General features: G+C 69.2%; 16 protein-coding genes and 3 pseudogenes. 15 read left to right on the top strand and 4 right to left on the bottom strand.

Annotated elements, in window-relative coordinates; translation table 11 throughout:
• The first annotated feature begins 16 nt into the window (after positions 1-16).
• From QEG98_RS22040 to QEG98_RS22010, 7 genes and pseudogenes are all read left to right on the top strand, one after another.
• On the top strand, positions 17-745 hold the full coding sequence (locus QEG98_RS22040) for a tetratricopeptide repeat protein (RefSeq protein WP_316562711.1): 729 nt from the start codon (positions 17-19) through the stop codon (positions 743-745).
• A gap of 68 nt (positions 746-813) precedes the next feature.
• On the top strand, positions 814-2,130 hold the full coding sequence (locus tag QEG98_RS22035) for an adenylate/guanylate cyclase domain-containing protein (RefSeq protein WP_186817643.1): 1,317 nt from the start codon (positions 814-816) through the stop codon (positions 2,128-2,130).
• Entirely contained in the window at positions 2,130-3,350 is a 1,221-nt protein-coding gene (locus QEG98_RS22030) for a DUF1343 domain-containing protein (protein WP_316562710.1), read from the top strand. The genes QEG98_RS22035 and QEG98_RS22030 overlap by 1 nt, the downstream gene beginning before the upstream one ends.
• 3 nt (positions 3,351-3,353) lie before the next feature.
• The gene (locus tag QEG98_RS22025; RefSeq protein WP_316562709.1) at positions 3,354-4,025 is read left to right on the top strand and encodes a hypothetical protein; all 672 of its coding nucleotides are present in this window, start codon (positions 3,354-3,356) and stop codon (positions 4,023-4,025) included.
• Between the two features lies 1 nt (position 4,026).
• Positions 4,027-4,598 (top strand): annotated as a pseudogene (gene nadD / locus QEG98_RS22020) (nicotinate (nicotinamide) nucleotide adenylyltransferase).
• A 171-nt stretch (positions 4,599-4,769) separates the two neighbouring features.
• Positions 4,770-5,246 (top strand): hypothetical protein, encoded by a 477-nt coding sequence (locus QEG98_RS22015; RefSeq protein ID WP_316562708.1) that lies wholly within the window; start codon positions 4,770-4,772, stop codon positions 5,244-5,246.
• A gap of 20 nt (positions 5,247-5,266) precedes the next feature.
• The gene (locus tag QEG98_RS22010; RefSeq protein ID WP_316562707.1) at positions 5,267-6,772 is read left to right on the top strand and encodes a hypothetical protein; all 1,506 of its coding nucleotides are present in this window, start codon (positions 5,267-5,269) and stop codon (positions 6,770-6,772) included.
• A 62-nt stretch (positions 6,773-6,834) separates the two neighbouring features.
• On the opposite strand, the gene QEG98_RS22005 is transcribed toward QEG98_RS22010, so the two are convergent.
• Positions 6,835-7,302, bottom strand: coding sequence for a hypothetical protein (locus QEG98_RS22005; protein ID WP_316562706.1), 468 nt, complete (start codon positions 7,300-7,302; stop codon positions 6,835-6,837).
• Positions 7,248-10,229 carry a hypothetical protein gene (locus QEG98_RS22000; RefSeq protein ID WP_316562705.1) on the bottom strand — a complete coding sequence of 994 codons (2,982 nt, stop codon included), beginning with the start codon at positions 10,227-10,229 and terminating at the stop codon, positions 7,248-7,250. Before QEG98_RS22000 ends, QEG98_RS22005 begins: the two co-directional genes overlap by 55 nt.
• Before the next feature lie 98 nt (positions 10,230-10,327).
• Here QEG98_RS22000 and QEG98_RS21995 point away from each other — a divergent pair, with 98 nt between their 5' ends.
• Entirely contained in the window at positions 10,328-11,653 is a 1,326-nt protein-coding gene (locus QEG98_RS21995) for a hypothetical protein (RefSeq protein ID WP_316562704.1), read from the top strand.
• Here the strand turns inward: QEG98_RS21995 and QEG98_RS42045 are convergent.
• A pseudogene (locus QEG98_RS42045) lies at positions 11,637-12,438 on the bottom strand (Rossmann-like and DUF2520 domain-containing protein). The gene QEG98_RS21995 and the pseudogene QEG98_RS42045 overlap by 17 nt on opposite strands.
• Before the next feature lie 62 nt (positions 12,439-12,500).
• Positions 12,501-15,021 (bottom strand): annotated as a pseudogene (locus QEG98_RS21980) (AAA family ATPase).
• Between the two features lie 172 nt (positions 15,022-15,193).
• Between QEG98_RS21980 and QEG98_RS21975 the strand changes: the two are divergent.
• Genes QEG98_RS21975 through QEG98_RS21945 form a run of 7 tightly spaced genes read left to right on the top strand, consistent with a single transcriptional unit; the run spans position 15,194 to position 22,809 of the window.
• Positions 15,194-15,943, top strand: a complete 750-nt coding sequence (locus QEG98_RS21975) for a YIP1 family protein (protein ID WP_090490612.1) — start codon at positions 15,194-15,196, stop codon at positions 15,941-15,943.
• Positions 15,943-17,289 (top strand): TolC family protein, encoded by a 1,347-nt coding sequence (locus tag QEG98_RS21970; protein WP_316562701.1) that lies wholly within the window; start codon positions 15,943-15,945, stop codon positions 17,287-17,289. Before QEG98_RS21975 ends, QEG98_RS21970 begins: the two co-directional genes overlap by 1 nt.
• Complete coding sequence (locus tag QEG98_RS21965; protein WP_316562700.1) at positions 17,286-18,545, top strand: efflux RND transporter periplasmic adaptor subunit; 1,260 nt, start codon at positions 17,286-17,288, stop codon at positions 18,543-18,545. Before QEG98_RS21970 ends, QEG98_RS21965 begins: the two co-directional genes overlap by 4 nt.
• Positions 18,542-19,294, top strand: coding sequence for an ABC transporter ATP-binding protein (locus QEG98_RS21960; protein WP_316562699.1), 753 nt, complete (start codon positions 18,542-18,544; stop codon positions 19,292-19,294). The genes QEG98_RS21965 and QEG98_RS21960 overlap by 4 nt, the downstream gene beginning before the upstream one ends.
• Positions 19,291-20,529 (top strand): ABC transporter permease, encoded by a 1,239-nt coding sequence (locus tag QEG98_RS21955; RefSeq protein WP_090490608.1) that lies wholly within the window; start codon positions 19,291-19,293, stop codon positions 20,527-20,529. Before QEG98_RS21960 ends, QEG98_RS21955 begins: the two co-directional genes overlap by 4 nt.
• A 4-nt stretch (positions 20,530-20,533) precedes the next feature.
• Entirely contained in the window at positions 20,534-21,766 is a 1,233-nt protein-coding gene (locus QEG98_RS21950; protein ID WP_011554175.1) for an ABC transporter permease, read from the top strand.
• Positions 21,767-21,816: 50 nt separating this feature from the next.
• Positions 21,817-22,809: a cysteine synthase A gene (locus QEG98_RS21945; RefSeq protein ID WP_316562698.1), complete on the top strand. Its 993-nt coding sequence runs from the start codon at positions 21,817-21,819 to the stop codon at positions 22,807-22,809.
• Positions 22,810-22,987 lie beyond the last annotated feature (178 nt).

Genomic DNA, 22,987 nt, shown 5'->3' with positions numbered 1-22,987 from the left:
CTGCTATCAGCCGCACATGAGGTGGGTCATCCTGGTGGCTTTGCTGGCGGGCGCGACTGACGCAGCGGAGCCTTCTGCTCTGACATCGGCCTCGTCACGGACGGTGGTGTCGCTCCCGGAGGCCCTGGCCCTGGAAGCGGATGGGAATGATGTGGGCGCCCTGGCCGCGCTGGAGGCCCTGGTCCGGGCTCAACCCGCGTGGGAGCTGCCCCGGTTGGAGATGGCCCGGCTCCTGCTGAAGACGGGAGGCGCGCTGGAGCAGGCGGAGTCCCACCTGAACGTCGCGCTCCAGCAGGCTCCCCATAATCCCCGCGCCTGGTACCTGCGGGGATTGTTGTGGGAGGAGCGGGATGACCGCCGGCAGGCCGTCCAGGCGTACGAGCAGGCCGTGCAGCTGCGCGCGTCCTACGAGGAGGCCCGCTTCCGGCTCGGGACGCTCTGGCTGGACATGGGGGACCTGCTCAAGGCGGAGTTGCACCTGCGTTACCTGGCGCGGCTGAAGCCGGAGTGGGTGCAGGTGCGCCTCCAACTGGCGGAGGTGCTGGAGAAGCAGGAGCGCCTGCTGGACGCGGAGAAGGAGCTGCTGGCGGCGCGAGGCTTCCAGCCAGCCAGTCCGCTGGTCCTCCGGCGGCTCGCCGACTTCTACGCGCGCACGGGGCGGCCCCAGCTCGCGGAGCGGGTCCGCGCGGCGCTGGAAGCCCCTCCGAAGCGGCGTATGCGTGACCTCAAACCATCACGTCGCTGACAGCGAGCAGTCATTCGGTACGCAGTTGCGATTGCACCATCGACGGTGGCGCATACACTGCGCGGGCTTTGAAGACCGCCAACCTCGCCATCGTCTTCACCGACATCAAGGGCTTCACCGAGCGGACCAGCCGGCAGACGCTGGAGGAGAACCAGCGCCTGCTCCAGGTCCACGAGGCCCTGCTGGCGCCGCTGTTCAAGGCGTTTGGCGGGCGCATCGTCAAGTCCATCGGTGACGCGTACCTCGTCACCTTCGAATCGCCCACCCAGGCGGTGCTCAGCGGCATCGCCATCCAGGATCGGCTGTGGCACCACAACCGGACGGTGGAGGTGTCGGAGCAGATTCACGTCCGCGTGGCCATCAACGTGGGCGAGGTGCGGCTGGACGGGAACGACATCTTCGGCGAGCCCGTCAACATCGCCGCCCGGGTGGAGGGCATCGCCGAGGCGGGCGAGGTGTACTTCACCGAGGCCGTCTACCTGGCGATGAACAAGGCCGAGGTGCCTTCCAAGGAAGTGGGCGCCTACGAGCTGAAGGGCATTCCGGGGAAGATTCGCGTCTTCCACGTGCCCCGGGCGCCGTACCGTGTGGAGGCTCCCGCGGCCAGCGTCATCGCCGAGACGCCGGGCTCCGAAACGATGCCGCCCTTCGGGAACCTGGCCCTGTCCCGCGTGGCGGAGGCTTCGTCACCGGGGGCGCAGGTGGACCTGTCCGTGCTGGGGCAGCGGGCCGCGGCGGGCGCCGCGGTCATCAGCCAACGCGCGGCCGCGGGTGCCACGGTGCTGGGCCAGCAGGCCGCGGAGCTCGGTCGGCAGGCGCGCACGGTGGGCGGTTCGCTCTTTTCGCGCGGCATGGCGACGCTTCCGCCGCAGGTCCAGAAGCACCGGATGCTGGTGGGCGTGGGCGCGGCCGTCGTGCTCGCGGGCGTCGCGATGCTGACGTTCAGTGGCGACGAGACGGTGCGCGCCATCAAGGCGGTGGAGCGGGCGCCGGAGGAGGAGCGGACCGCGCTGGCCAAGGACGCCCGGACCCTCATCATGAAGGAGGAGGACTCCGGGCGGCGCAACTTCCTGCTGGGCCGTCTGACGGAAGCGACGGGCAAGCCCGATGACGCGCTGAAGGTCTACGCCACGGCCGTGAAGGCCGGCAGCCGCGCCGCGGAGGACCGCCTCATCGAGATGCTGTCGCATGCGCGATGCGACGTGCGCTCGGATGCCGCGTCCACGGTAGGCCGGCTCCAGCTGAAGCGGGCGGTGAGCGCGCTGGAGGACCTGAAGTCCGACGGTGGGCCCGATGACGGAGTGCGGACGGGCCTGTTCGGCATTTCCAAGTGCGACTCGAAGGCGGCCGCGGACAGTGCGCTCAAGGGCTTCAAGGAGCGTTGATGTGCCGGCCCTCGGGGCTGGCTGAGGAAGGGAACGCCGTGACGAAGGTGAAGACGGGACTGGACGTGTGGGTGGAGCAGGGCTTCTCCGCGTTGAAGGGCAAGCGCGTGGGCGCCATCGTGAATCCCACCAGCGTGGATGCTCGCTTCCGCCACCTGGCGGACCTGCTGTCGGGCGCGGACGGCGTCACGCTGGCTGCGCTCTTCGGTCCGGAGCACGGCATCCGGGGTGAGGCGCAGTACATGGTCGCCGTGGACGAGGCGAAGGACCGCCGCACCGGCGTGCCGGTGTACAGCCTCTATGGCTCCACCTTCGAATCGCTGTCGCCCCGGCAGGAGTCACTCCAGGGGTTGGACGCGCTCGTCTTCGACATCCAGGACGTGGGCAGCCGCTACTACACCTACGTCTACACCATGGCGCTGGCCATGAAGGCCGCGGCGAAGGCCCGCGTGCCCTTCTACGTGCTGGACCGGCCGAACCCGCTCAACGGCGTGGCGATGGAAGGCAACCTGGTGGGGGAGGGCTTCCGCTCCTTCGTGGGTCTGTACGCGCTGCCCAACCGCCACGGCATGACGGCGGGGGAGCTGGCCCGCCTCTTCAACGCCCAGGAGGGCTTCGGCTGCGACCTGACGGTGGTGCCGTGCGAAGGCTGGCGCCGCGGCCAGTTCTGGTCGGAGACGGGGCTGCCCTTCATCTCGCCGTCGCCCAACATGCCCACCGCCGACACCGCGCTGGTGTACCCGGGCATGTGTCTGGGCGAAGGCACCAACGTCTCGGAGGGCCGTGGCACCTGTCGCCCCTTCGAGCAGTTCGGGGCGCCGTGGGTGGACACGGACCAGTTGCTGGCGCGGCTGGCGAAGGAGGAGCTGCCCGGGGTCGCCTTCCGGGCAGTGGGCTTCACGCCGACGTTCGACAAGTACACGGGGCAGTCCTGCAACGGCGCCTTCATCCACGTGACGGACCGGGAGGCTTTCCAGCCCCTGCGCACCGGCGTCGCCATCTTCCAGGCGCTGCATGACATTGGCCCGGGCTCGTTCGATTGGCGCGCGGATGCCTACGAGTTCGTCGAGGATGTGCCGGCCTTCGACCTGCTCTGCGGGACGGACCAGGTGCGCCGAGGCATCGAGGCGGGGTGGCCGCTGGAGCGGTTGCTGGAGGGGTTCTCCGCTCAGACGGAAACGTTCGCACGTCACAGGACGTCCTACCTGCTATACGCTTGAGGCGTGATCGGCGTCTTCTCCGACAGCCATGGGGACCTCGAAGCCTTCGACGCGGCCTACGAGCTGCTGCGCTCCAAGGGGGCGCGGCGTTTTCTCTTCGCGGGCGCGCGCTACACGGACCTGGATGAATGGGTGCTGTGGCGGCGGCAGAAGAGCCGGGGCGGGCGTGAGTACTCGGACGCGGACTTCCTGGCGGACGTGACGAACTGGCTGGGCAGCCAGGCTGCGCTGCCTCGCACGCCGTCGCGCGCGGAGGCTCCGGCGGACGTGGCGTCGGAGGACGACCGCCGGCTCGTCATGGAGCGCTTCATCCGCGTGCCCGAGCGCGAATCGCTCCAGTACAGAGATCCCTCCATCAGCAACAAGGTCATGGACCTGATGGGGGACACGCTGTGCTGCGTGGTGCATGACAAGAACGATTTGACGCGGGATGACCTGCTCAACGCGCAGCTCTTCGTCCACGGCAAGGAGCCGGAGCCCAAGGTGGTGCAGATTGGCCCGCGCTACTTCCTGACGCCGGGGCGACTGGTGGGCGCCGCCGAGCAGACGTGTGCGCTCCTGGAGAAGGTGGACCGGAACCTGCGCTTCTCCGCATTCCGCCTGGATGGGCACGCGATAGTGGAGCCCCAGGTCATCGTCCTGGAAAAGAAGTCCCCGAAGTTGTCCCTCAAGTGATGTGAGGCCCGCCGTGCAGGTCGCGCTCCTCGGAGGCTCGTTCAACCCGCCCCACGTGGGGCACCTCATGGCCGCCACGTACGTCCATGCCACCCAGGACGTGGACGAGGTGTGGCTGATGCCGTCCTGGCAGCACCCGTTCGGCAAGCAGATGGAGCCCTTCGAGCATCGCGTCGCCATGTGCGATGCGCTGTGCGCGGAGACATCGGGCTGGCTGAAGACGAGCCGGATCGAACAGGAGCCGGGACTCTCCGGCCGCACGGTGGACACGCTGACCCTGCTGGTGGCGCGGCATCCGGACATCCGCTGGTCGATCATCATCGGCAGCGACATCCTGCGCGACCTTCCGCATTGGAAGGACTTCCACCGCATCGAGGAGCTGTCGCGGGTGATGGTGCTCAACCGCGCGGGGTACCCGGCGCCGAACACATTGGGGCCGCCGCTGGCGGAGGTGTCGTCGACGCTGATTCGCGACCTGCTCGCGCGCGGCGAGGCGCCGTCGGACTGGTGCCCGCGCGCGCCATTGCCTATGCGCGCGAGCACGGCCTCTACGGCCTGAAGCGGACGCCGTAGCGCCGCCGTCCGTCGGACTCGACCTTCGCCATGCTGCCCCGCCGTTCAGGTGGTGCGCCCGCCAGCGCCCCTCCTCGGCACCTCCGCGGCTTCTATTCCATTGATGCACTTGCGTAAAAACCAGGGCAGTTTGAAACTCGTGATGGTTGTTCTTTCCTGGGGAAACATCACATGAATTCGAAGATCGTGTTCGCCGCCGTGGCCCTGCTGTCGACGTCTGCCTTCGCCGAGGAGGATCTCAAGCCCGCGCAGGAGGAGGCGAAGGCGTCGTTCGAGGAGAAGATCTCCGAGGCTTTGGCTGCCGCGAACGAGAAGTGTGGCACCAAGCTCACCGTCAAGACCGACTTCCAGAACTTCAAGCCGGAGGCCTGGGCGAGCTCGAGCTATAGCTCCTACTGTGAGGCGGCCATCAATGGGGTCACCAGCATGTGCGAGCGCTCGGCCTACAAGAAGGCGATTGCGAAGAAGGTGACCGGCGTGTCGTGCCTGTTCGGTGGCGTCAAGCCGCCCGAGAAGAAGGACGGCACCAACGACGCGACGCTGCGGAATCTCTCGCTCGACAAGGGCACGCTGACGTACCGCATGAGCGTGGACCACACGAACATCGAGGACAACACCAAGGCGACCCTCGAGAAGGCGCTGAACTGAGCATGGCGCGGAGGATGGCGATGGTGCTCCTGCTGCTGTGGGCCCAGGGGGCCGTGGCGGCGGAGTCACTGGAGTCGTTGGGCCTCAAGGTCTATCGGGGCACCGACGGGCAGTCCATCGAGGTCGTGACGCTGGCGCCGCGGGAGGCGTCGGAGGTGGTGCTGCGGCTTCAGGGCACCGACTCCGAGCAGGATGGCCTCTCGGTGCGCGGCAAGGCCCGGGACACGGGGCGGGGTGTCGATTACGTCGTCCGTCATCGCGGCGCGGACTGGGTGCTGCTGTCCCAGCGCGCTGGTGATTACGAGGCCTTCGTTCCCGGGAAGCCATCCTTCCGCGTCAAGTTCAGCCAGGATGCGACGGGCAAGGCGTCTGCGTCCGAAGTGCTGTCCGCGCATCTGCTGCAACGGGAGTCCGGGAGGATCGCGGCCTTCGAGAAGAAGGCCTGGCCCCACCTGGAGAAGAAGTACACCGCGCGCGCCGCCGAGGCCATGGCGGCGCTGCGCAAGGCGTGTGGCACGTCACCGACCTTCACGTTCGACTGGAAGACCTTCGACGATGCGGCGATGGCGGAGCTGGACGTCTGGGCGGCGTGTGCGCCGCTCGCGACGCGGGCCCGGGCTCGCTGTGCCGCCGTGAAGGATGTCACGGTCCTCACCTGTCGCTTCGGGCCTGCGCTCGCGTTCGAGCGGGGGCCGACGCGCTCATCTTCACCACCACTCAAGGGGCGCGGCCGAGGGGCCCGCGTTTCTGGACGGGAGGCTCAAGTGAAGCGTCGACTGCCCATGGTGCTGACGTATCTCCTGGCGGCGCCGGTGCTGGCTCGCCCGGCGGCGACGCTCGAAGACCTCCGTGCGCTGGCCGTGCAGAAGTCCTGGGCGGAGCTGCTGGAGCGCGCGGAGGACGTTCCTCCCACCTCGCGCACCGACACATGGCGCGCGCTCGTGACGGAAGCGGCGACGGCCGAAGTCGAATCGGCGATGGCTCCGGACGACAAGGACCCGTTCGCCACCGCCCGGAAGGCGCGCACGCTGGGGCAGCGGTATGCCTTCCTCGCCAAGGCGCCCAGCTTCTCCTCGGCGCGCGATGCGCGAGGATTGAAGGACCTGGAGCGCTGCCTCGCGCTCGAGCGGAGTGACTGCATCGACACGTACCGGGAGCTGACGGGGGACGCGAGCGCTGAGTCGACGCTCCAGGCCGCGCGGCTCGTGAAGCGGGGCCACTTCGCCTACGTCGCGATGCCACTCTTCGCCTCGGCGGTGCGGGGTGGGAAGGAGGCCGGCGCCTGCAAGGACGAGGCGCTCGCGGAGGCGGTGCTGGCCGCACTGGACCTGCCCGCGACGGATTCCCGCGCGGGTGATGCGAGGAAGGTGGCGTTCGAATGGTGCTGGTCGGCGCTCGGCGCGAGGCTCAAGAGCGCGACGGTGGGCGCCTCGTCCTACTTCCTGGCCAACACCTGCCAGCCCATGCGGGCGCGGAAGGCGCTGACGGAATTGCAGGACGACCTCTGCAAGGACGAGGGGCTGTAAGCGACACGCGAGTGTTCAACCCAGGTTCGTGATTCGCGAGCAGGTTGAGGGGCAAGCCCGGGTCAGAGCCCGAGGCCGATGAGGTGCAGGTGGTCCAGGCCCTGCTCGAAGCGGTAGGCGTATTGGTAATAGAGGGACACCGGAACCGCCTGCCCGAAGGTGAGGTGCAGTGACGCCGAGGCCCCCACGGCCGCGTGGTTGGCGCGGTTGTCGGTGCGGGCCAGCGAGCCGAAGGCCTCGACGCCGACGTCGCGCACGAAGAGGGACGGGAAGAGCCACAGCGTGGAGGCCCATCCGTAGTCGATGGGGACCCGGTACTGGTACGTCGCGGAGCCGATGAGCGCGTCGCGCGCGCGAATCTCCAGGTCCTCGTAGCCGCGCAGGTATTCGCTGAAGGCGATGCCCGGCTGCAACTGCAGGGGCAGGGAGGCGGTCTGCTGGCTCTCGCGGTTGGTGTACCAGATTTGCCCCGCTCTCAGGCCGCCGACCTGGAGCAGCCCGGACGGCGCGCCGGGGAGGAAGCGCCCCACCGCGGTGAGGCGGAGGTTGTCGCGCCCCGTGAAGGGCAGGCCCCCGTGAAGGCGTCGAGTCCCAGGCGCACGTCGCCCATGGTGGAGTCCCGGAGGAATGCGCCGGGGTACACACCCGCGGCCGCCGTCATGCCCAGGCCGCGCTGGGTGCTGCCGTAGGACGTGGCGTCACCCGCGAAGTACGACACGGAGACCTCCGGGCCGACGATGCGCGTCAGCATGCGCGGGTCGCGGTCCGTAGCGTCGTACTCGCGGCGCAGCGCCAGCACGCCGAAGGTCACTGGCGTGGTCCAGAAGGAGCGCGAGGCGAAGGCCGTGGCCTGAAGGTCCGTGCGCTGATTCTGGCGGATGTACGCGCCCGACACCTGGATGTACCAGGGCGCGAGTTGCGCGTTGCCGTAGGCCAGCGAGAGGCTGGGGGCGTCTTCTCGCGTGTCGAAGGAGAGCAGCAGCGAGTACGCATGGAAGCCGAGCCGGTCCTGTCCCGCCAGGGCCAGCCCGCCCATCGTGTACGTGTCGTCCGTGTTGTCGGGGTCGGTTCCCGCGAGCAGGTAGGGCACGCGGAGCTCGGGGATGAAGAAGCGCTCCAGCGGCGAGTAGGGCTCGTCCGAGAGAATCTGGAGCTCCGTGCCCGGGTCAGGCGGGGCTTCGACAGGAGCGTCGAGCGCCGTGAGCGCCGTGGGCGCGTCTTCGGCCGCGGGAGATGGGGACGGCGGCGCGGTGTCCTCGGTGGCAGGCTGCTCCGACTGAGGGGCAGGCGGTGAAGGTACAGCGCCCTCGGCGGTACGGGTGGGCGGCTCCTCGGAGGGCGGCGCTCCGTGGTCCGACGTGGCCTCTGGCGGTGGTGACGCCTCATCGCTGGTGGACGGCTGTCCGGATAGCGGGGCTCCTTGGCCCGGCGTGGTCCCTGATGGTGAGGGCGGTTGCGCCGCATCGGGCTGGACCGGAGCGCCGGGGATGGGGAACGCAGCGAACTCGGACTCGGAAGGTGCGGCCGTGGGCGCCTGTTCCGACTCCGATGCCGGAGTCTCCGTGCGCACTTCAGGGAGCCGGGGTGCTCCGGGTTCGGTCTCGAGAGATGGAGCTGAAGGGTGGGGGGCCTGCGCCAGCACCGCGTGCCCTGCCACCTCCACTTGCGCCGTGCCAGTGTCGGCCTCCACCGGCGCAATGGGCACCAGTGGGGCGCGGTCGATGGTGAAGTTCAGACCGTCCCGGTTGAGGAACACCACTTCCTCGGTTCCCACGGGATGAACGTCCATCACCAGGTGCGGCGCGTCCGTGATGCGAACCACTTCCCGCGTCGCCACCGTGAGGACGTGGGCCTGCAGCCGTCCCTCGTGCTCCCGGAGGAACACGAAGCGTTCATCATCCAGCCACCTGGGCGAGTAGTTGAAGCGGCCATCGCGCGTCAGCCACCGAAGGCGTCCATCCGCTTCCCGCAGAACCAGGTCCCAACCCGCCTCCCCTGAGAGGGGGAAGACGACCCGCTCGCCATCCGGAGCGACCGCGGGCGGCCCCACGGAGGTGCTGGCGCCGAAGTCGGTGAGGGCCTTCCGGGTGTCCGTCTCCAAATCCAGCCGCACCACGTTGGCCGAATCCCCATCGACGCGGACGTAGACGTAGGCCGTTCCATCCGGCGTGATGCTGCCGCCCATCCCCATCACGTCGTCCCAGAGTCGAACGACGTCACCCGTTCGCGCATCCACCTTCCACAGCCTCGCCGTGTAGCCCCCTTCCGTGTTCAGGTCGGCCATCACCAGGTACAGCCACGCGCCATCGCGGCTGAACGACATGCCGCTGACCAGCGTCGGGGAGCCCAGCACCCAGCGGCGCCCGGGCAGCAGCTCCACCAGTGGCCGTTCGAAGCGCACGCGGCCATCCGGCTCCAGCACCGTCAACCGCGTGTAGCGCTCCCGGCCCACGCCCACCGTCGCGGTGACTCCACTGGCCGCGTGCGAGGCCAGCCGGGAGAAGTAGCCCGCGTCGGACACCCACGTTCGCTGCGCCGAGGGCCGCTCGCGCACCTGAAGGTTCTCTCGCAGCGACTGCGTGTACTCCGCGAACAGCGAGCCGATGTCTCGCCCGTACACGCGCTTGAAGCGCAGCGTCACCGCCAGCGGAGGCACGAAGGAGCCGCCCTGCTCATCCACCAGCTTCCACAGCTTCGCCTCCCCGTAGCGCTTCGCGAGGTACTCCACGAAGTGCATTCCGGTGATGTAGTTGCCGCCGAACGGGTCCAGCGCACGCTGCTCGGGGGACAGGTAGCCGGGGTTCAGCCGTCCTCCGGTGGCCTGCACCACGGAGTCGTACCAGCCGCGCCAGATGGGGCTGTGGGGCCGTCCCGCGTCCTTTTCGAACTGCCCTTCGTAGTAGGTGGCCAGTCCTTCCAGGAACCACGACTCCGTATAGGAGTTGGGCTGGAACAAGCCTCCGGTGACGAGGTTGAGGAAGCCCCAGACCCCGTCCGTCTGCTGGAGCTGCACGTAGTGGACGGCCTCGTGGCAGGCCACGTCGCCGACGTCCACTTCGCCCAGGTTGAACAGGTGGAACAGCTCCAGCGTCAGGTGGGAAGGCATCACCATCTGCTGCGGCGTGCTGGCGTAGTCGGGGACGACGTAGGCGTTGTTGAAGTTGGAGCTCGTCAGGTAGACGAGCACCCGGTCCCGCTTCTTCTTCCGCCACGTCTGTTCGTGGAGGCGGGCCACGCAGCCCTCCAGCCGCGACGCCATGCGCAGGGCCGCGCCCCGGAGCTGGGCGGGGTAGTAGAGCTCCAGGGACTCCGTGGTGAGCTTGCGCATCTCGTCCCGAGTGAACGAGGCCTGGATGTTCTGGGGGAAACGGGGTGTGACGAAGGCACACCCGCCGTTTGTCAGCAGGAAACAGGTGGCGAGGACAGCCCAGCGAAGCCACCAGCGGGAAGCGGGCATGCAGGCCATCCTACAGGCCACAAATCGTAGCCACGACCGCGAATTTCACGGTAAGGGATGGCCCCGTCGCCTTCCTATTTCCGAGTCTGGATTCCGCCATGTCCGAACCCGCCACCCAGGCGCATCCCGTTCCGCAGCACGTTCACAATGCCCAGATGCAGGTCGCCGCTGCCCTGGAGCAGGCCACCGGCAAGCCGGTCGATCTGCTCAAGGCACCCTGGGGGGAGGTTGAGCCCGCCATCGCGCAGCTGACTGGCGGCCAGTTCCAGGTGAACAAGCCGGAGCACCAGACCATCGCGCTGGGCCTGGCGGGGGCGTTCGCCCTGCGGCTCATCCAGGAGCACCAGGCCTTCTGGTTCCCCAACCGCGACTCGCCGGAGGGCGCCACGCTGGGCTTCCCGGAGGCCATCATCATGCTGTCGCCGTTCGGCGCGGTGATGGATTCGCTGGGTCAGGGCAAGCTGGCCCGCCTGGAAGACCTGGCCTCGGACATCCGCCGTTCGCTGGGACAGGCCCGCTTTGGAGGCAATCCGGCGCAGGCCCTGGGAGGCCAGGCGCCCAAGCTGACGCCGGTGGACTACCAGCGCCTCTTCGACCCCGGGTTCCTCCAGTTCGTCGTCCTGGATCCGAAGAAGGCCGCCACGGCCCTGGAGACGAAGCCGGACGGGCTCGCTCGGGACGTGCGCAACGCGCTGGGCCGCACCCAGCCGCCCCTGCCTCCCGAGGCGCGCCAGCAGTTCGAGGGGCAGATCGTGCAGTCCCTCCAGCGCCTGGACACCACCAAGTCGCTCATCGACCAGGCCGAGCGCGCGCCGCGTCTGGCGGAGTTGATGGCGCACCTGTTCGGCACCATCGGTGGGACGGGCTCGGCGCCCGAGGACTTCTGGCACGACCTGGTGCTGCCGCTGCTGTTCATCGGCACCCCGGCCAACTTCCCGCCGCTGGACGAGGAGGAACTGGAGATGTTCCGCCAGGGCGCGGACCCGCTGCCGCTCTTCGTGGACCTGGTGCCGCATGCGCACAAGGCCCCCGACGAGGGCCTGCTGGGCGCGTTCGAGATGAGTGACATCGGCCTGGTGCACCCGGGCTTCGGCCGGGTGGGCGCGCTTCGCCTCATCCGCATCAACGCCTCGCGCATCCAGCCGCTGCTGGAGCAGTTCGACCCCGCGAAGACGGCGGAGACGCTCCAGCGCTTCACGGAGTACGTGGCGAAGGCGGCCGGCAAGCCCGCCACCGAGTCGCCGCAGGGCAAGGAGATGCTGCAGGCCGCGCTGACGCTGCTCTCCGACCTGAAGCGCTCCGTGACGCAGGTTCAGGGCGGCGAGCTGTCCCTTCGCCGGCTCACCGAGGCCGAGGCCGCGTCCGAGCAGGCCCTGGCCGTGGTGCGCAAGGCCCTGCAGGGTTCCATCATCCTGACGGCTTGAGCAGCCGCTCCAACGCGGCGCGCGACGTGGGCTCCAGCCGGTCTCCGGCCAGCCCTAGCGCGCGCCGCGACAGCATCCGATAGAGGGACTCGACGTCCGCGGGGAGCGCCTCCAGGTGCGCCGCCACCACGCCGGAGTCTCCGCGGACGATGGGCCCGGTGAGGCCCCCGCGAGGCCCCGGGTCTCCAGTCCCCTCAGCGCTGAATGCATCAGCGGCAACAGGGCCGCCAGTGCGTCCGTTGGCGGGATTCCCGCGGCGCCCAGGGCCGCCACCGCCGCATCCGCCAGCGACACCAGGCCTCCAGCGCTCAGCACCGCGCCCGCGTGGTAGGCCGCGCGGTGGGCTTCTGGCACCTCGATGACGCGGAGCCCCGCGTCCGCCGCCATCTGCCGCAGCACCTCCCGCAGCGTGCGTGACGGAGTGCTCACCGCCACGGTGCTGCCCGCCAGCGAATCACGTGGCGAGGAGACAGCGCAGAGCGGATGGAACGAGCCGCGACTCCGGCCCTTGGCCGTGCCCAGCGCATCGAGCGACAGCGCGCCCGCCGTGTGTACCAGCGCGGCCGTGCGGGGAGGGTGGTGGACAGCGCCTGTGCGACGGCGGGTACCGCCGCGTCCGGAACACACAGGAGGATGACGCGGGCCCGCTTCAGGTCCGCGGGTGCGGCCGTCTTCAAGCCGAGCGCTTCCGCGCGCTCGCGGCCTTCATCCGTGCGGGAGTGGATGCGCACGGGCCAGCGCTTCGCCTGGAGCGCCAGCCCGAGCGCGCCACCCAGGCGGCCCATCCCGACAATCACGACGGGTGGGCGCCGTTTCGAAGGCCCTGCGCGGCGGCGGGGGCCGGGGCTCATCGCTCGCGCTGGAAGTGGAGCTGTCCGGAGTTCACCGCGATGCGCACGCGGTCGCCCGTGACGAACTCACCCGACAGGATGCGCTCCGCGAGGGGCCCTCCACCAGCCGCTGCACCATCTGCCGCATGGGGCGCGCGCCCAACTGCGGGTCGAAGCCGCCGGACTTCAGCAGGTGGCCGACCACGTCGTCGCCCGCCACGTATCCGATGCCGCGCTCGGTGGTCAGGCGCTTGCTGCTCTCCTCCAGCAGCAGCGTGGCGATGCGCGCCACCTCCACCTCCGCCAGGGGGCGGAAGGGGAGCCGTTCGTCGATGCGGTTCCACAGCTCCGGCGGCAGCGCCTTGCGCGCCACCGAAGACGCCATGTCCATGGCGTCCCCGGGGCCCGCGGAGTCCGCGCCGAAGCCCACCGGGCGGCCGGTGCGGGAGAAGGCCTCCGCGCCCAGGTTCGTCGTCATGACAATGACGGTGTTGGAGAAGTCGATGTGGCGCCCCTTGCCGTCCGTCAGGCGGCCTTCCTCCAGGACCTGGAGGAGGAGCATCTGCACCTCGCGGTGCGCCTTCTCGATTTCGTCCAGCACCACCACCGACGAGGGCCGGCGGCGCACGGGCTCCGTGAGCTGTCCGCCCTCACCGAAGCCCACGTAGCCGGCGGGCGAGCCGATGAGGCGCGAGACGCCGTGCTGCTCGGACATCTCGCTCATGTCCAGGCGCACCAGCGAGTCGCGGCTGCCGAACAGCACGTCCGCCAGCGCGCGGGCCATCTCCGTCTTGCCCACGCCCGTGGGGCCCAGGAAGAGGAAGCTGCCCATGGGGCGGCGCGACGCGAAGCCCGCGTAGTTGCGGCGGATGACCCGGGCGATGCGCGTGACGGCCTCCGAGTGCCCGATGACGCGCTCCGCCGGTCCTGCTCCAGCCGGAGCAGACGCGACGAGTCGTTCATCAGCAGGCGCTCCTCGGGGACGCCCGCGAGCTTGGCCACCACGCGCGCCACGTCGGAGGGCTCCACCACGTCGCGGCCCTCGCGGTGGCAGCGGCTGCCCGCCAGGTCCACCACGGAGATGGCCTTGTCCGGCATGAAGCGGTCCGTCACGTAACGGCTGGCCAGGGACGTCGCGGCCTCCAGCGCCTCGGGCGTGTAGCGCAGTCCGTGGTGCTCCTCGTAGCGGCCGATGATGCCGCGGAGGATCTCCACCGTCTCCGGCACGGAAGGCTCGTTGACCACCACGGCGGTGAAGCGGCGCTCCAGGGCCGGGTCGGTGCTGATGAACTTGCGGTACTCGTCGTGCGTGGTGGCGCCGATGCAGGGAAACTCACCGCGCGCCATGGCCGTCTTCAGCTCGTTGGCCGCGTCCTGCGGACCGTCACCCGTGGAGCCCGCGCCCACCAGCGTGTGGATTTCGTCGATGAAGACCACCACGCGGCCTTCGGCGCGGCGGACCTCTTCCTTCAGCGCGTTGAGCTTCTCGGAGAACGAGCCGCGCAGCTGCGTGCCGGCCACCAGCGTGGCCATGTCCAGCTCCACCAGCACCTTCTCCGACAGCGACCCACGCAGCTCGAGCAGGCGCTGCGCCACGCCCTCCACCACCGCCGTCTTGCCCACGCCGGGCTCGCCCAGCAGGCAGGGGTTGTTGGTGCGCCGCTTGCCCAGGATGTCGATGACCTCCTCGACCTCGCGCGCGCGTCCCACCACCGGGTCCAGGCGGCCCTCGTGGGCGGCCTGGCTCAGGTTGCGGCCCAGCGAGGTGAGCAGGGGGTAGGCCTTGGCGTCGAGCACGGGCGACGCGGCGGCGGACTGCGCCGGCCGGCCCGCGGGTGCAGGGGCCGCCGTGGAGGTCGGGATAGGGGACGGCGCGGCGCGTGCCACGGGGGCGGGCGGCGGCGTTTCAGGCTCCTCGTCCACGTCGATGAGATCGCGCGGCGACAGCGCGGGCGTGCTGTAGCGCGGCGGCGGTGGCGGCGCGGTGAAGGGCGGGGGCGACGACGGCGGGACGCCGGGCCGGGAGCGCGGCAGGCTCAGCGTGACGGCGGAGGCCGGAAGGGGAGACGGCGGCGCGCCCAGGGGGCGGCTCGCGGGCCGGGGGCCCAGGGTCTGTGACCGGCCCAGTTGGAGGCGGCGCGGCATGTGACCGCTGGTGAAGTAGGACATTGCCACGCGCATGAGGCCGCCCAGGTCCAGCCCGGCCTGCAGCAGCAGCTCCTGGGCCGCGCAGCGCACCCGGGCCACGGCGATGAGCAGGTGGAGGCAGTCCGCCTCCTGGGAGCCCACATTGGAGGCGATCTCCCGGGTCTTCTCGCGCAGCTCCCGGAGCAGGCTGTCCGGCTCCGCGGGAGCGGCCGTCAGCAACTGGAGGATGGCGTCCTCGTCCACGCCTCGCTCCTTGAGCAGCAGCTGAGCACGGTTCTCCACCGTGAAGAGCGCCAGGAGCACGTGGGCGGAGGTGACCCTCTGCACCACGCTCTGTGCGATGTCATTCGCTTCGTGGAGGACCTGCGCGAGGTCCGTGCTATCGACCATTCGAACTCCGGCAAGCGACCAGACGAGCGCAATACACCCTCTTGGGGCGTCCGGCAAAATTTCCGCTACAGGCCGCTACATGTGCCGTAAAGCCCTGGAGTAGAAAGCGTCCGCCAGCGGAATTTGGCTGGCTGCCTGCCTGTTCGGCGCCTTTCTTCGGCTGGCCAGGCAATTGCCTGAGGACGAGCGACGTACATCGCTCCGAGACCTCCACCACCATATGACTTCTCTTGCTCAACCGGCCCGCGTCTTCGTCGATCCCCTCGATGGGACCCGTGCTGCCGTCGAGGCGCGCCGCTGGGTGTGGCCTCTCCTCATCCTGGCCCTGTGCGTGTCCGCTTCCGGGACGCTCTTTTCCCTCCGTTGGGACGTCGCGCCTGACGTCATCCGCCAGCTCCAGGGTTCTGGTCAGCTGATGGGGCTGTCGGAGGCGGACCTCACGGACAAGATCCAAACGGAGTCGCGAAAGGCGCTGGTCGGTGGCATCGCCAAGGGCGTCATCCTGATGCCGCTGATGGCGCTGCTCCTGGCCTGCATCCTGTGGGTGGCCAGCTGGCTCTTCGACCGGCCCGCGTCCTTCGAGCAGTTGCTGTCCGCGGCCGTTCTGGCGCTGCTGCCCATCGCGCTCTACCACCTCATCCTGACCCTCTGCGTCGCGGCGCAGCACTCCATTACCATGGCGCGGGTGATGAACCTCGTACCGTCGAACCTGGGAGCCGTGTTGCAAGGCCTGAGTCCGAAGATGCAGCGCGTGGCGTCCACCGTGGACTTCTTCAACCTCTGGAGCACGGGCCTGCTGGGGCTGGGCTTCTCCGCCGCCACCGGGATGAGCCGTGGGCGCGCGTTGCTGCTGGCGGTGGCGCTGTACGCCATGTACGCGGGCATCTTCCTCATCGGCCTTCCCGCCCAGGCAGGTGCGTAATGAACGCTTTCGTGATCGCGGTCGCCCTGGCCGCCGCTCCCTCGGACTCCGGTACACCCATCACCCTGGACCAGGCCCGCGCGGAGGGCCGGCAGAACGTCGCGGCCATCCAGGCCATGCTGGACGTGGCCATCGCGGACGAGGACGTGAACCTGTCCCGCTCGGTGCTGCTGCCGCAGCTCTCGCTCGATGCGTCGGCCGGTAAGATCTGGTTCGGCCGCAGGCAGGAGTTCACCACGGTTCCGGACCCGGCCAACCCGGGAAGCTTCATCCGCAACGCGGTGGAGACGCCCTCCACCAGCACCCAGAACTACGACCTGGGCTTGTCGCTCACGCAGATCATCTATGACCGCGCCCGTTGGAAGCAGTTGGAGCAGAGCGGCGTGGTGCGTGACGCGCAGAAGGGGCAGGCGCGGGAAGAGGCGGACACCTCCGAGCTGGAGGCCATCCGCCGCTTCTTCACCCTGTACCGCACCCAGGCCACGCTCCAGGTGCTGAAGGCCACCGTCGAGCGCAGCGAGCAGCAGGTGGAGCGCGCCCAGGCCCTCTTCCACGCGGGCCGCACGGGCAAGAATGAAGAGATCACCGCCACGGTGAACCTGGGGACCGACCGCATCAACTACACCGCGATGCTCGGGCAGCTGGTCAACGACCAGTCCCAGCTCGCCGTGTGGCTGGCTCGGCCGGGCACCGAGGCGCTGACGGCCCAGGATCCGGGCGTGCTCACGACCGAGCCGCCGCCCGCGCCGTCGGTCAACGAGGCGCTCGCGTCGGCCCGCGCGTACCGGCCGCTGCTCAGGACGCTGGAGCTGCGCATCCGCGCCGCGGAGCTGAAGCAGTCCATTGCCCGCTCGGAGTACCTGCCGCGCCTGGTGGCCCAGGGCCTCTACAACCGCGGCGGTCCGGACGCCTCGCTGGTGTTCACCGAGCCGCGCCTGCAGAACCGCTTCACCGCGGCCGTCGGGTTGAGCTGGGACCTGTTCACCGGCCTGTCCACGGGGGCGAGCTCCCGTCGCGCCGAGGCGGACATCCGCAAGGCGCAGCTGACGCTGGAGCAGACGGCGCGGGAAATCGAAGGGGAGGTTCGCGCCGCGCACCGCACGCTGGAGGCCCAGCTGGAGGCCGCTCGCCTGGCTGCGCAGAACGTCGAGGCCGCTGCCCAGGGTCTGGAGATGCAGGAGGCGCGCTTCCGCGCGGGCGCGGGCTCCACCCTGGAGGTCCGCGACGCGCAGCTGAGCCTGACGCGCGCTGAGCTCGCCTTGTTGGAAAACAGGATCGATGTCGAAATCGCCCGCTATTCATTGCAGCGGGCCATGGGCGCCCTGAGCCCGGGAGAGTCGAAATGAAGTGGTGGAAGGGTGCCATTGCTGGCGCGTTGTTCCTGGGTGCTGCGGCCATCACCGCGGGCGGGTTGAAGGATCGTCCTCCGCCGTCGCTCGAAGTCCAGCTGTCGAAGGCTCGCAAGGGCTCCATCACCCGCACCATCACCGGCGCGGGCAAGGTGCAGGCGGCCACGACGGTGAAGATCTCGTCCAGCCTCTCCGGTGACCTGGTGGAGCTGGCGGTGAAGGACGGCGAGGCGGTGACGAAGGGCCAGGTGCTGGGCCGCATCGATCCGCGCCTCTACCAGGCCGCGCACAAGCAGGCCTTGGCGTCGCTGAACGCCTCGCGCGCCGACGTGCAGGTGGCGGAGGTGGAGGTGGGCCGCGCGCAGTTGGAGCTCGCGCGCGTGGAGGACCTGGCGAAGAAGGGCCTTTCGTCCACCGCCGAGGTGGACACGGCGCGCGCCACGAAGAGCACGGCGGATGCGCGGCTGGCGTCCGCCAAGCAGATGCAGGCGCGCAACATGGCCATCGTGGACCAGGCGCAGACGGACCTCACGCGCACGACGCTGGTGTCGCCCATCGACGGCAACGTCATCGAGCTGTCGCGTGAAGTGGGTGAGCGTGTTCGTGGCTCGGACCTGTCCGAGGACGTGGTGATGACCATCGCCGCGCTCAGCGCCATGGAGGTGAAGTTCGAGGTGGGCGAGCACGAGGTGGTGCACCTCAAGCCGGGCCAGCCCGCGGAAATCACGCTCGACGCGCTGGAGGGCCAGACGTACTCGGGCTCCGTGGTGGAGATTGCCCAGAAGGCGCTCATCAAGAACGAGGGCACCGAGGCCGAGGTGACGAGCTTCCCCATCACCGTCGCGCTGGACACCCGTCCGCCCAACGTGCTGCCCGGCATGAGCTCCGAGGTGCGCATCTCCGCGGAGACGCACAATGACGTGGTGCTGGTGCCCATCCAGGCGGTGACGGTGCGCTCGGAGCGCTCGCTGCCGGACTACAAGGCGCCCATCGAAGGGGGCGGGCTGACGGCGAAGCGGACGGAGTCGCTGGCCAAGGTCGTGTTCGTGGTGGACAGCAGCAACAAGGCGCAGGTGCGCCGCGTGCAGACGGGCATCGCCTCCGACACGGAGCTGGAGATCGTCTCCGGGCTCAATGATGGCGACCGGGTGATTGAAGGTCCGTATCGGACGCTGTCGAAGGAGCTGAACGACGGCGACATCGTGCGTGAGCCGGAGCAGGGCGCGGGAATGAAGGGCGGTCGGAAGTCGTGAGTCAGGCCAGCGGCGCGGGACCGCTCATCCAGGTGGAGAACATCACCCGCGTCTTCCACGTGGGTGGAGAAGAGGTGCGCGCGCTGCGCGGCGTCTCCTTCGGTATCAACCGGGGCGAATGGGTGGCCATCATCGGCCAGTCCGGCTCTGGCAAGAGCACGATGATGAACGTGCTCGGCTGTCTGGATACGCCCAGCAGCGGCCGGTACATGCTGAACGGCAAGGACGTGTCGCGCATGAGCGACGACGAGCTCGCCGTCATCCGCAACGTGGAGATTGGCTTCATCTTCCAGACCTTCCAACTGCTGCCCAAGGAGACGGCCCTGGCCAACGTGGAGCTGCCGCTGGTGTACCGGGGCGTCAGCGCGAAGGAGCGGCGCGCGCGGGCCACGGCGGCGCTGGAGAAGGTGCAGCTCGCTCACCGCATGCACCACCGGCCCAACGAGCTGTCCGGTGGACAGCGCCAGCGCGTGGCCATTGCCCGCGCGCTGGTGTCCGAGCCCTCCATGCTGCTGGCCGACGAGCCCACGGGCAACCTGGACTCGGCGACGGGTGAGGAGATCGTCCGCCTGTTCGAGCAGCTCCACAAGGCGGGCCACACGCTGGTGCTCGTCACGCACGAGCCCAAGCTGGCGGCGCGCTGCCCCCGGGCCATCCGCCTGAGCGACGGGGAGATTGTCGCGGACGGCGACGGCCGCACGGTGGCCTTGGGGACGGCGTCGGACGTGCTGAACGCGGGGGGCGCATGAGCCAGCGGTCCGCCTTCCGCGTGGATGTGCTGGAGGGCGCACGCATCGCGGTCTTCTCCCTGAAGGCCAACCGCCTGCGCACGGTGCTGACCACCCTGGGCATTGGCATCGGCGTGGCCACGCTGCTGGCCATCGTCGGCATCATCCAGGGGCTCAACACGTCCTTCCACAAGCAGTTGGCCACCTTCGGGGCGAACACGATGTACGTGTCCAAGTGGCCCTGGATGATCAAGGGCGACTGGTGGAAGTACCGCAACCGGAAGAACTTCACCCTGGAGCAGATGCACCGGCTGCGCACGCTGGCGCCCTTCGTGACGGCCATGTCCCCGGCGGTGTCTCGCCTGTCGGACGTGGCGCACGGCGGCGAGCAGATGTCCACCGTGCGCATCCAGGGCGTGACGCACGAGTACCTCAACATCTCCGGCTACGAAATCACCGGCGGGCGCTTCCTCACCGAGGCGGACGACGCGACGACGCGGCCGGTGGCGGTGGTGGGCGCGGACGTGGTGGACGGGCTCTTCCCGGGCGTCAGTCCGGTGGGGCAGTCGATTCGCATCGACAACCGCACCTTCCAGGTGGTGGGCACGCTCAGCCGCAAGGGCAAGATGGTGGGGGAGAGCATGGACTTGATCGTCTTCATCCCCTTCAAGACGTTCTATTCGAGCTTCGGCAAGGGCCGCAGTTTCGAGATTGCCATGGCGGTGGAGGATGCCTCGCAGATGCGGTCCGCGGAGGACCAGCTCACCGGCATCATGCGGCGCGTGCGCTCCACGCCTCCGGGGGCGGAGGACGACTTCTCCATCAACCGGCCAGAGGCCATGGCGCAGACATACGAGCAGCTCACGGGCGCGCTGTACGGCGTGGCCGTGGGCGTGGGGCTCATCACGCTGCTGGTGGGCGGTATCGGCATCATGAACATCATGCTGGTGTCGGTGCGCGAGCGGACGCGGGAGATTGGCGTGCGACGCGCGCTGGGCGCCCGGAAACGGACCATCGTCTTCCAGTTCCTGATGGAAGCCTCGAGCGTGTCCGCGGTGGGAGGCCTGCTGGGGACGACCGTGGGATTGGGCACGGCCAAGGTGGTGTCGCTCATCACGCCGCTCGCGGCGGACGTGCAGCCGATGACCGTGGTGGCGGGGGTGGGCTTCGCCGCGCTGGTGGGCCTGCTGTTCGGCATCTGGCCGGCGGCGCGCGCGGCGAACCTGGACCCCGTGGAAGCCCTTCGTTACGAGTAGCGCGATGCGAGCGTTCCTGGACAATTTGCGGTTGGCGTTGGGCACCTTCCTGGGCAACCCGCTGCGCTCGCTGTTGACGCTGCTGGGCATCGTCATTGGCGTGGCGACGGTCATCACCATGATGGGGCTCATCGAGGGCCTGCGGGTCAAGGTGAACAACGACCTGGGACGGATGGGGGCCCACACCTTCCAGGTGACGAAGTGGCCCGCGGGCGGCTTCGGGCGCATCAACTGGGCCAAGTTCGCCAAGCGCAAGGACTTCGAGATGCCCGACTCGCGGGCCATCGAGGAGTCCTGCCCGTCGGTGGGGACGGTGGTGCCCACCGACGACGAGGGTGGCCAGAAGCTGGCCACGGCGAGCTCGGAGACGCGGCCGTCGGTGCGCGTGTTCGGCACGCCCGCCAACTACCCGCTGGTGAGTGGGGTGTCGGTGCAGGCCGGGCGCTACTTCAACGAAGTGGAGGCGCTGGACGGCCGCTACGTGGCGCTGCTGGGGACGGACGTGTCGGACGCGCTGTTTCCAGGCATGAATCCGGTGGGCCACGAGGTGCGCATCAAGGGCCGGCCCTTCCGCGTCATCGGCCTGCTCCAGAAGCGGGGGAGCATGCTGGGCATGTTCAGCCTGGACAACCAGGTGATGATTCCGCTGAGCGTCTTCCACCAGCTCTACGGGAAGAAGCGCTCGCTGGACATCAGCGTGCAGGCGAAGTCCCCGGAGCTGTTCAGCAAGGCGCAGGACGAGGTGGCCTCGCTGATGCGCCGGCGCCGCGACGTTCCGGCGAACATGCCCAACGACTTTGAATTGCACACGAACGAGTCGGTGACGGCGTCGTTCAATCAGCTCTCCCAGGTCATCACCATCGCGGGCGTGGGCGTGTGTTTGCTGTCCCTGGTGGTGGGCGGCATCGGCATCCTCAACATCATGCTGGTGTCGGTGATGGAGCGGACGCGGGAGATTGGCGTGCGCAAGGCGCTGGGCGCGCGCAAGCGCCGCATCCTGGGACAGTTCGCCACGGAGGCGGTGCTGTTGTCGCTGATGGGCGGCGCCCTGGGCCTGGGCCTGGGCTTCGGGCTGGTGTTCCTGGGCAACTGGATGATGGGCTTTCCCATGCAGGTGCCCCCGTGGGCGGTGGGCCTGGCCCTGTTCATGAGCTGCGGCGTGGGGCTCCTGTTCGGCATCTACCCGGCGGCCCGCGCGGCGAAGCTGGATCCGGTGGAGGCCATGCGGGCGGACTGAGGGTGGTGGTTCCCGGTGACGGGCGCCACCCTTCGCGTTAAGCACAGCCCATGGCGCCTCGCATTGGAACGCTCTGGGACTCCGTCGGAAACACCCCGCTGCTGCGCATCGGCTCGCTGAGCCGGCAGACGGGGTGTGAAATCCTCGCGAAGGCCGAGTTCATGAATCCCGGCGGCAGCATCAAGGACCGCGCCGCGAAGGGGATGATTCAGCGCGCGGAGGCGCAGGGCCTGCTGAAGCCGGGCGGCGCCATCTTCGAGGGCACCGCGGGCAACACCGGCATCGGCCTGGGGCTCTTGGGCCGCGAGCGCGGGTACCGCGTGGTCGTCACCATGCCGGACAACCAGGCCCGCGAGAAGTACGAGCTGTTGGAGGCCATGGGCGTGGAGGTCCGAAAGGTCCCCGCGGTGCCCTTCGCCAATCCCAACCACTTCTTCCACCAGGCCCGCGCGCTGGCGGAAGCGCAGGGCGGCTTCTGGGCGAACCAGTTCGAGAACCCGGCCAACGGCGACTACCATTACGAGACGACGGGGCCCGAAATCTGGGAGCAGTGCGAGGGCCGCGTGGACGTGCTGGTGGCGTCCGTGGGCAGCGGCGGGACGATGGGCGGCGTCAGCCGCTACCTGAAGGAGAAGAACCCCGCTGTGCGCGTGGTGTTGGTGGACCCGCCGGGCTCGGGCCTCTTCACCTACGTGCGCGAACGGCGCATGGAAGGGCCCGGTTCTTCCATCACCGAGGGCATTGGCATCATGCGCCTCACGGAGAACTTCCGCCGGGCCCGCGTGGATGAGGCCATGCGCCTGGGGGACCAGGAGATGGTGGAGATGCTCTATCACCTGGCGCGCGAGGACGCGCTGGTGGTGGGCACATCGGCGGCCCTCAACGTGCGTGCCGCGTGGGAGCTGGCGCGACGTCACCGGGGCGAGGGGCTGCGCATCGTCACCTTCCTGTGCGACCACGGCAGCCGCTACGCGTCGAAGGTGTTCAACCCGGAGTTCCTCGCGTCCAAGCAGCTGGAGGTCCGGCCGCTTCCAGTGGATTGACAGTGCGGGGGGCTCGGGTGGTCGTGCTGCAATTCAACACCCTGGGACTGCAATGACTCTCCCTCGAGTCTGTGACGTCTGCTGTTACAGGGCGAGTCACGCTGTGGCGTGATTTGTCATTGCCACCAGCGGCGGCGCACGCGCCGCGCTTGAAGGCGTTGAAAGGGGACTCTGGCCT

The organism is Myxococcus sp. MxC21-1, assembly GCF_032612255.1.
Lineage (GTDB): Bacteria > Myxococcota > Myxococcia > Myxococcales > Myxococcaceae > Myxococcus > Myxococcus virescens.
This window is presented reverse-complemented; position numbering and strand designations above follow the sequence as displayed.

Excerpts from the sequence above, each read along its gene's own strand:
- QEG98_RS22040 (WP_316562711.1), top strand. The coding sequence starts at position 17 with ATGAGGTGGGTCATCCTGGTGGCTTTGCTGGCGGGCGCGACTGACGCA.
- QEG98_RS22030 (WP_316562710.1), top strand. The coding sequence starts at position 2,130 with ATGTGCCGGCCCTCGGGGCTGGCTGAGGAAGGGAACGCCGTGACGAAG.
- QEG98_RS22015 (WP_316562708.1), top strand. The coding sequence starts at position 4,770 with ATGAATTCGAAGATCGTGTTCGCCGCCGTGGCCCTGCTGTCGACGTCT.
- QEG98_RS22010 (WP_316562707.1), top strand. The coding sequence starts at position 5,267 with ATGGTGCTCCTGCTGCTGTGGGCCCAGGGGGCCGTGGCGGCGGAGTCA.
- QEG98_RS22000 (WP_316562705.1), bottom strand. The coding sequence starts at position 10,229 with ATGCCCGCTTCCCGCTGGTGGCTTCGCTGGGCTGTCCTCGCCACCTGT.
- QEG98_RS21995 (WP_316562704.1), top strand. The coding sequence starts at position 10,328 with ATGTCCGAACCCGCCACCCAGGCGCATCCCGTTCCGCAGCACGTTCAC.
- QEG98_RS21970 (WP_316562701.1), top strand. The coding sequence starts at position 15,943 with ATGAACGCTTTCGTGATCGCGGTCGCCCTGGCCGCCGCTCCCTCGGAC.
- QEG98_RS21965 (WP_316562700.1), top strand. The coding sequence starts at position 17,286 with ATGAAGTGGTGGAAGGGTGCCATTGCTGGCGCGTTGTTCCTGGGTGCT.
- QEG98_RS21955 (WP_090490608.1), top strand. The coding sequence starts at position 19,291 with ATGAGCCAGCGGTCCGCCTTCCGCGTGGATGTGCTGGAGGGCGCACGC.
- QEG98_RS21950 (WP_011554175.1), top strand. The coding sequence starts at position 20,534 with ATGCGAGCGTTCCTGGACAATTTGCGGTTGGCGTTGGGCACCTTCCTG.
- QEG98_RS21945 (WP_316562698.1), top strand. The coding sequence starts at position 21,817 with ATGGCGCCTCGCATTGGAACGCTCTGGGACTCCGTCGGAAACACCCCG.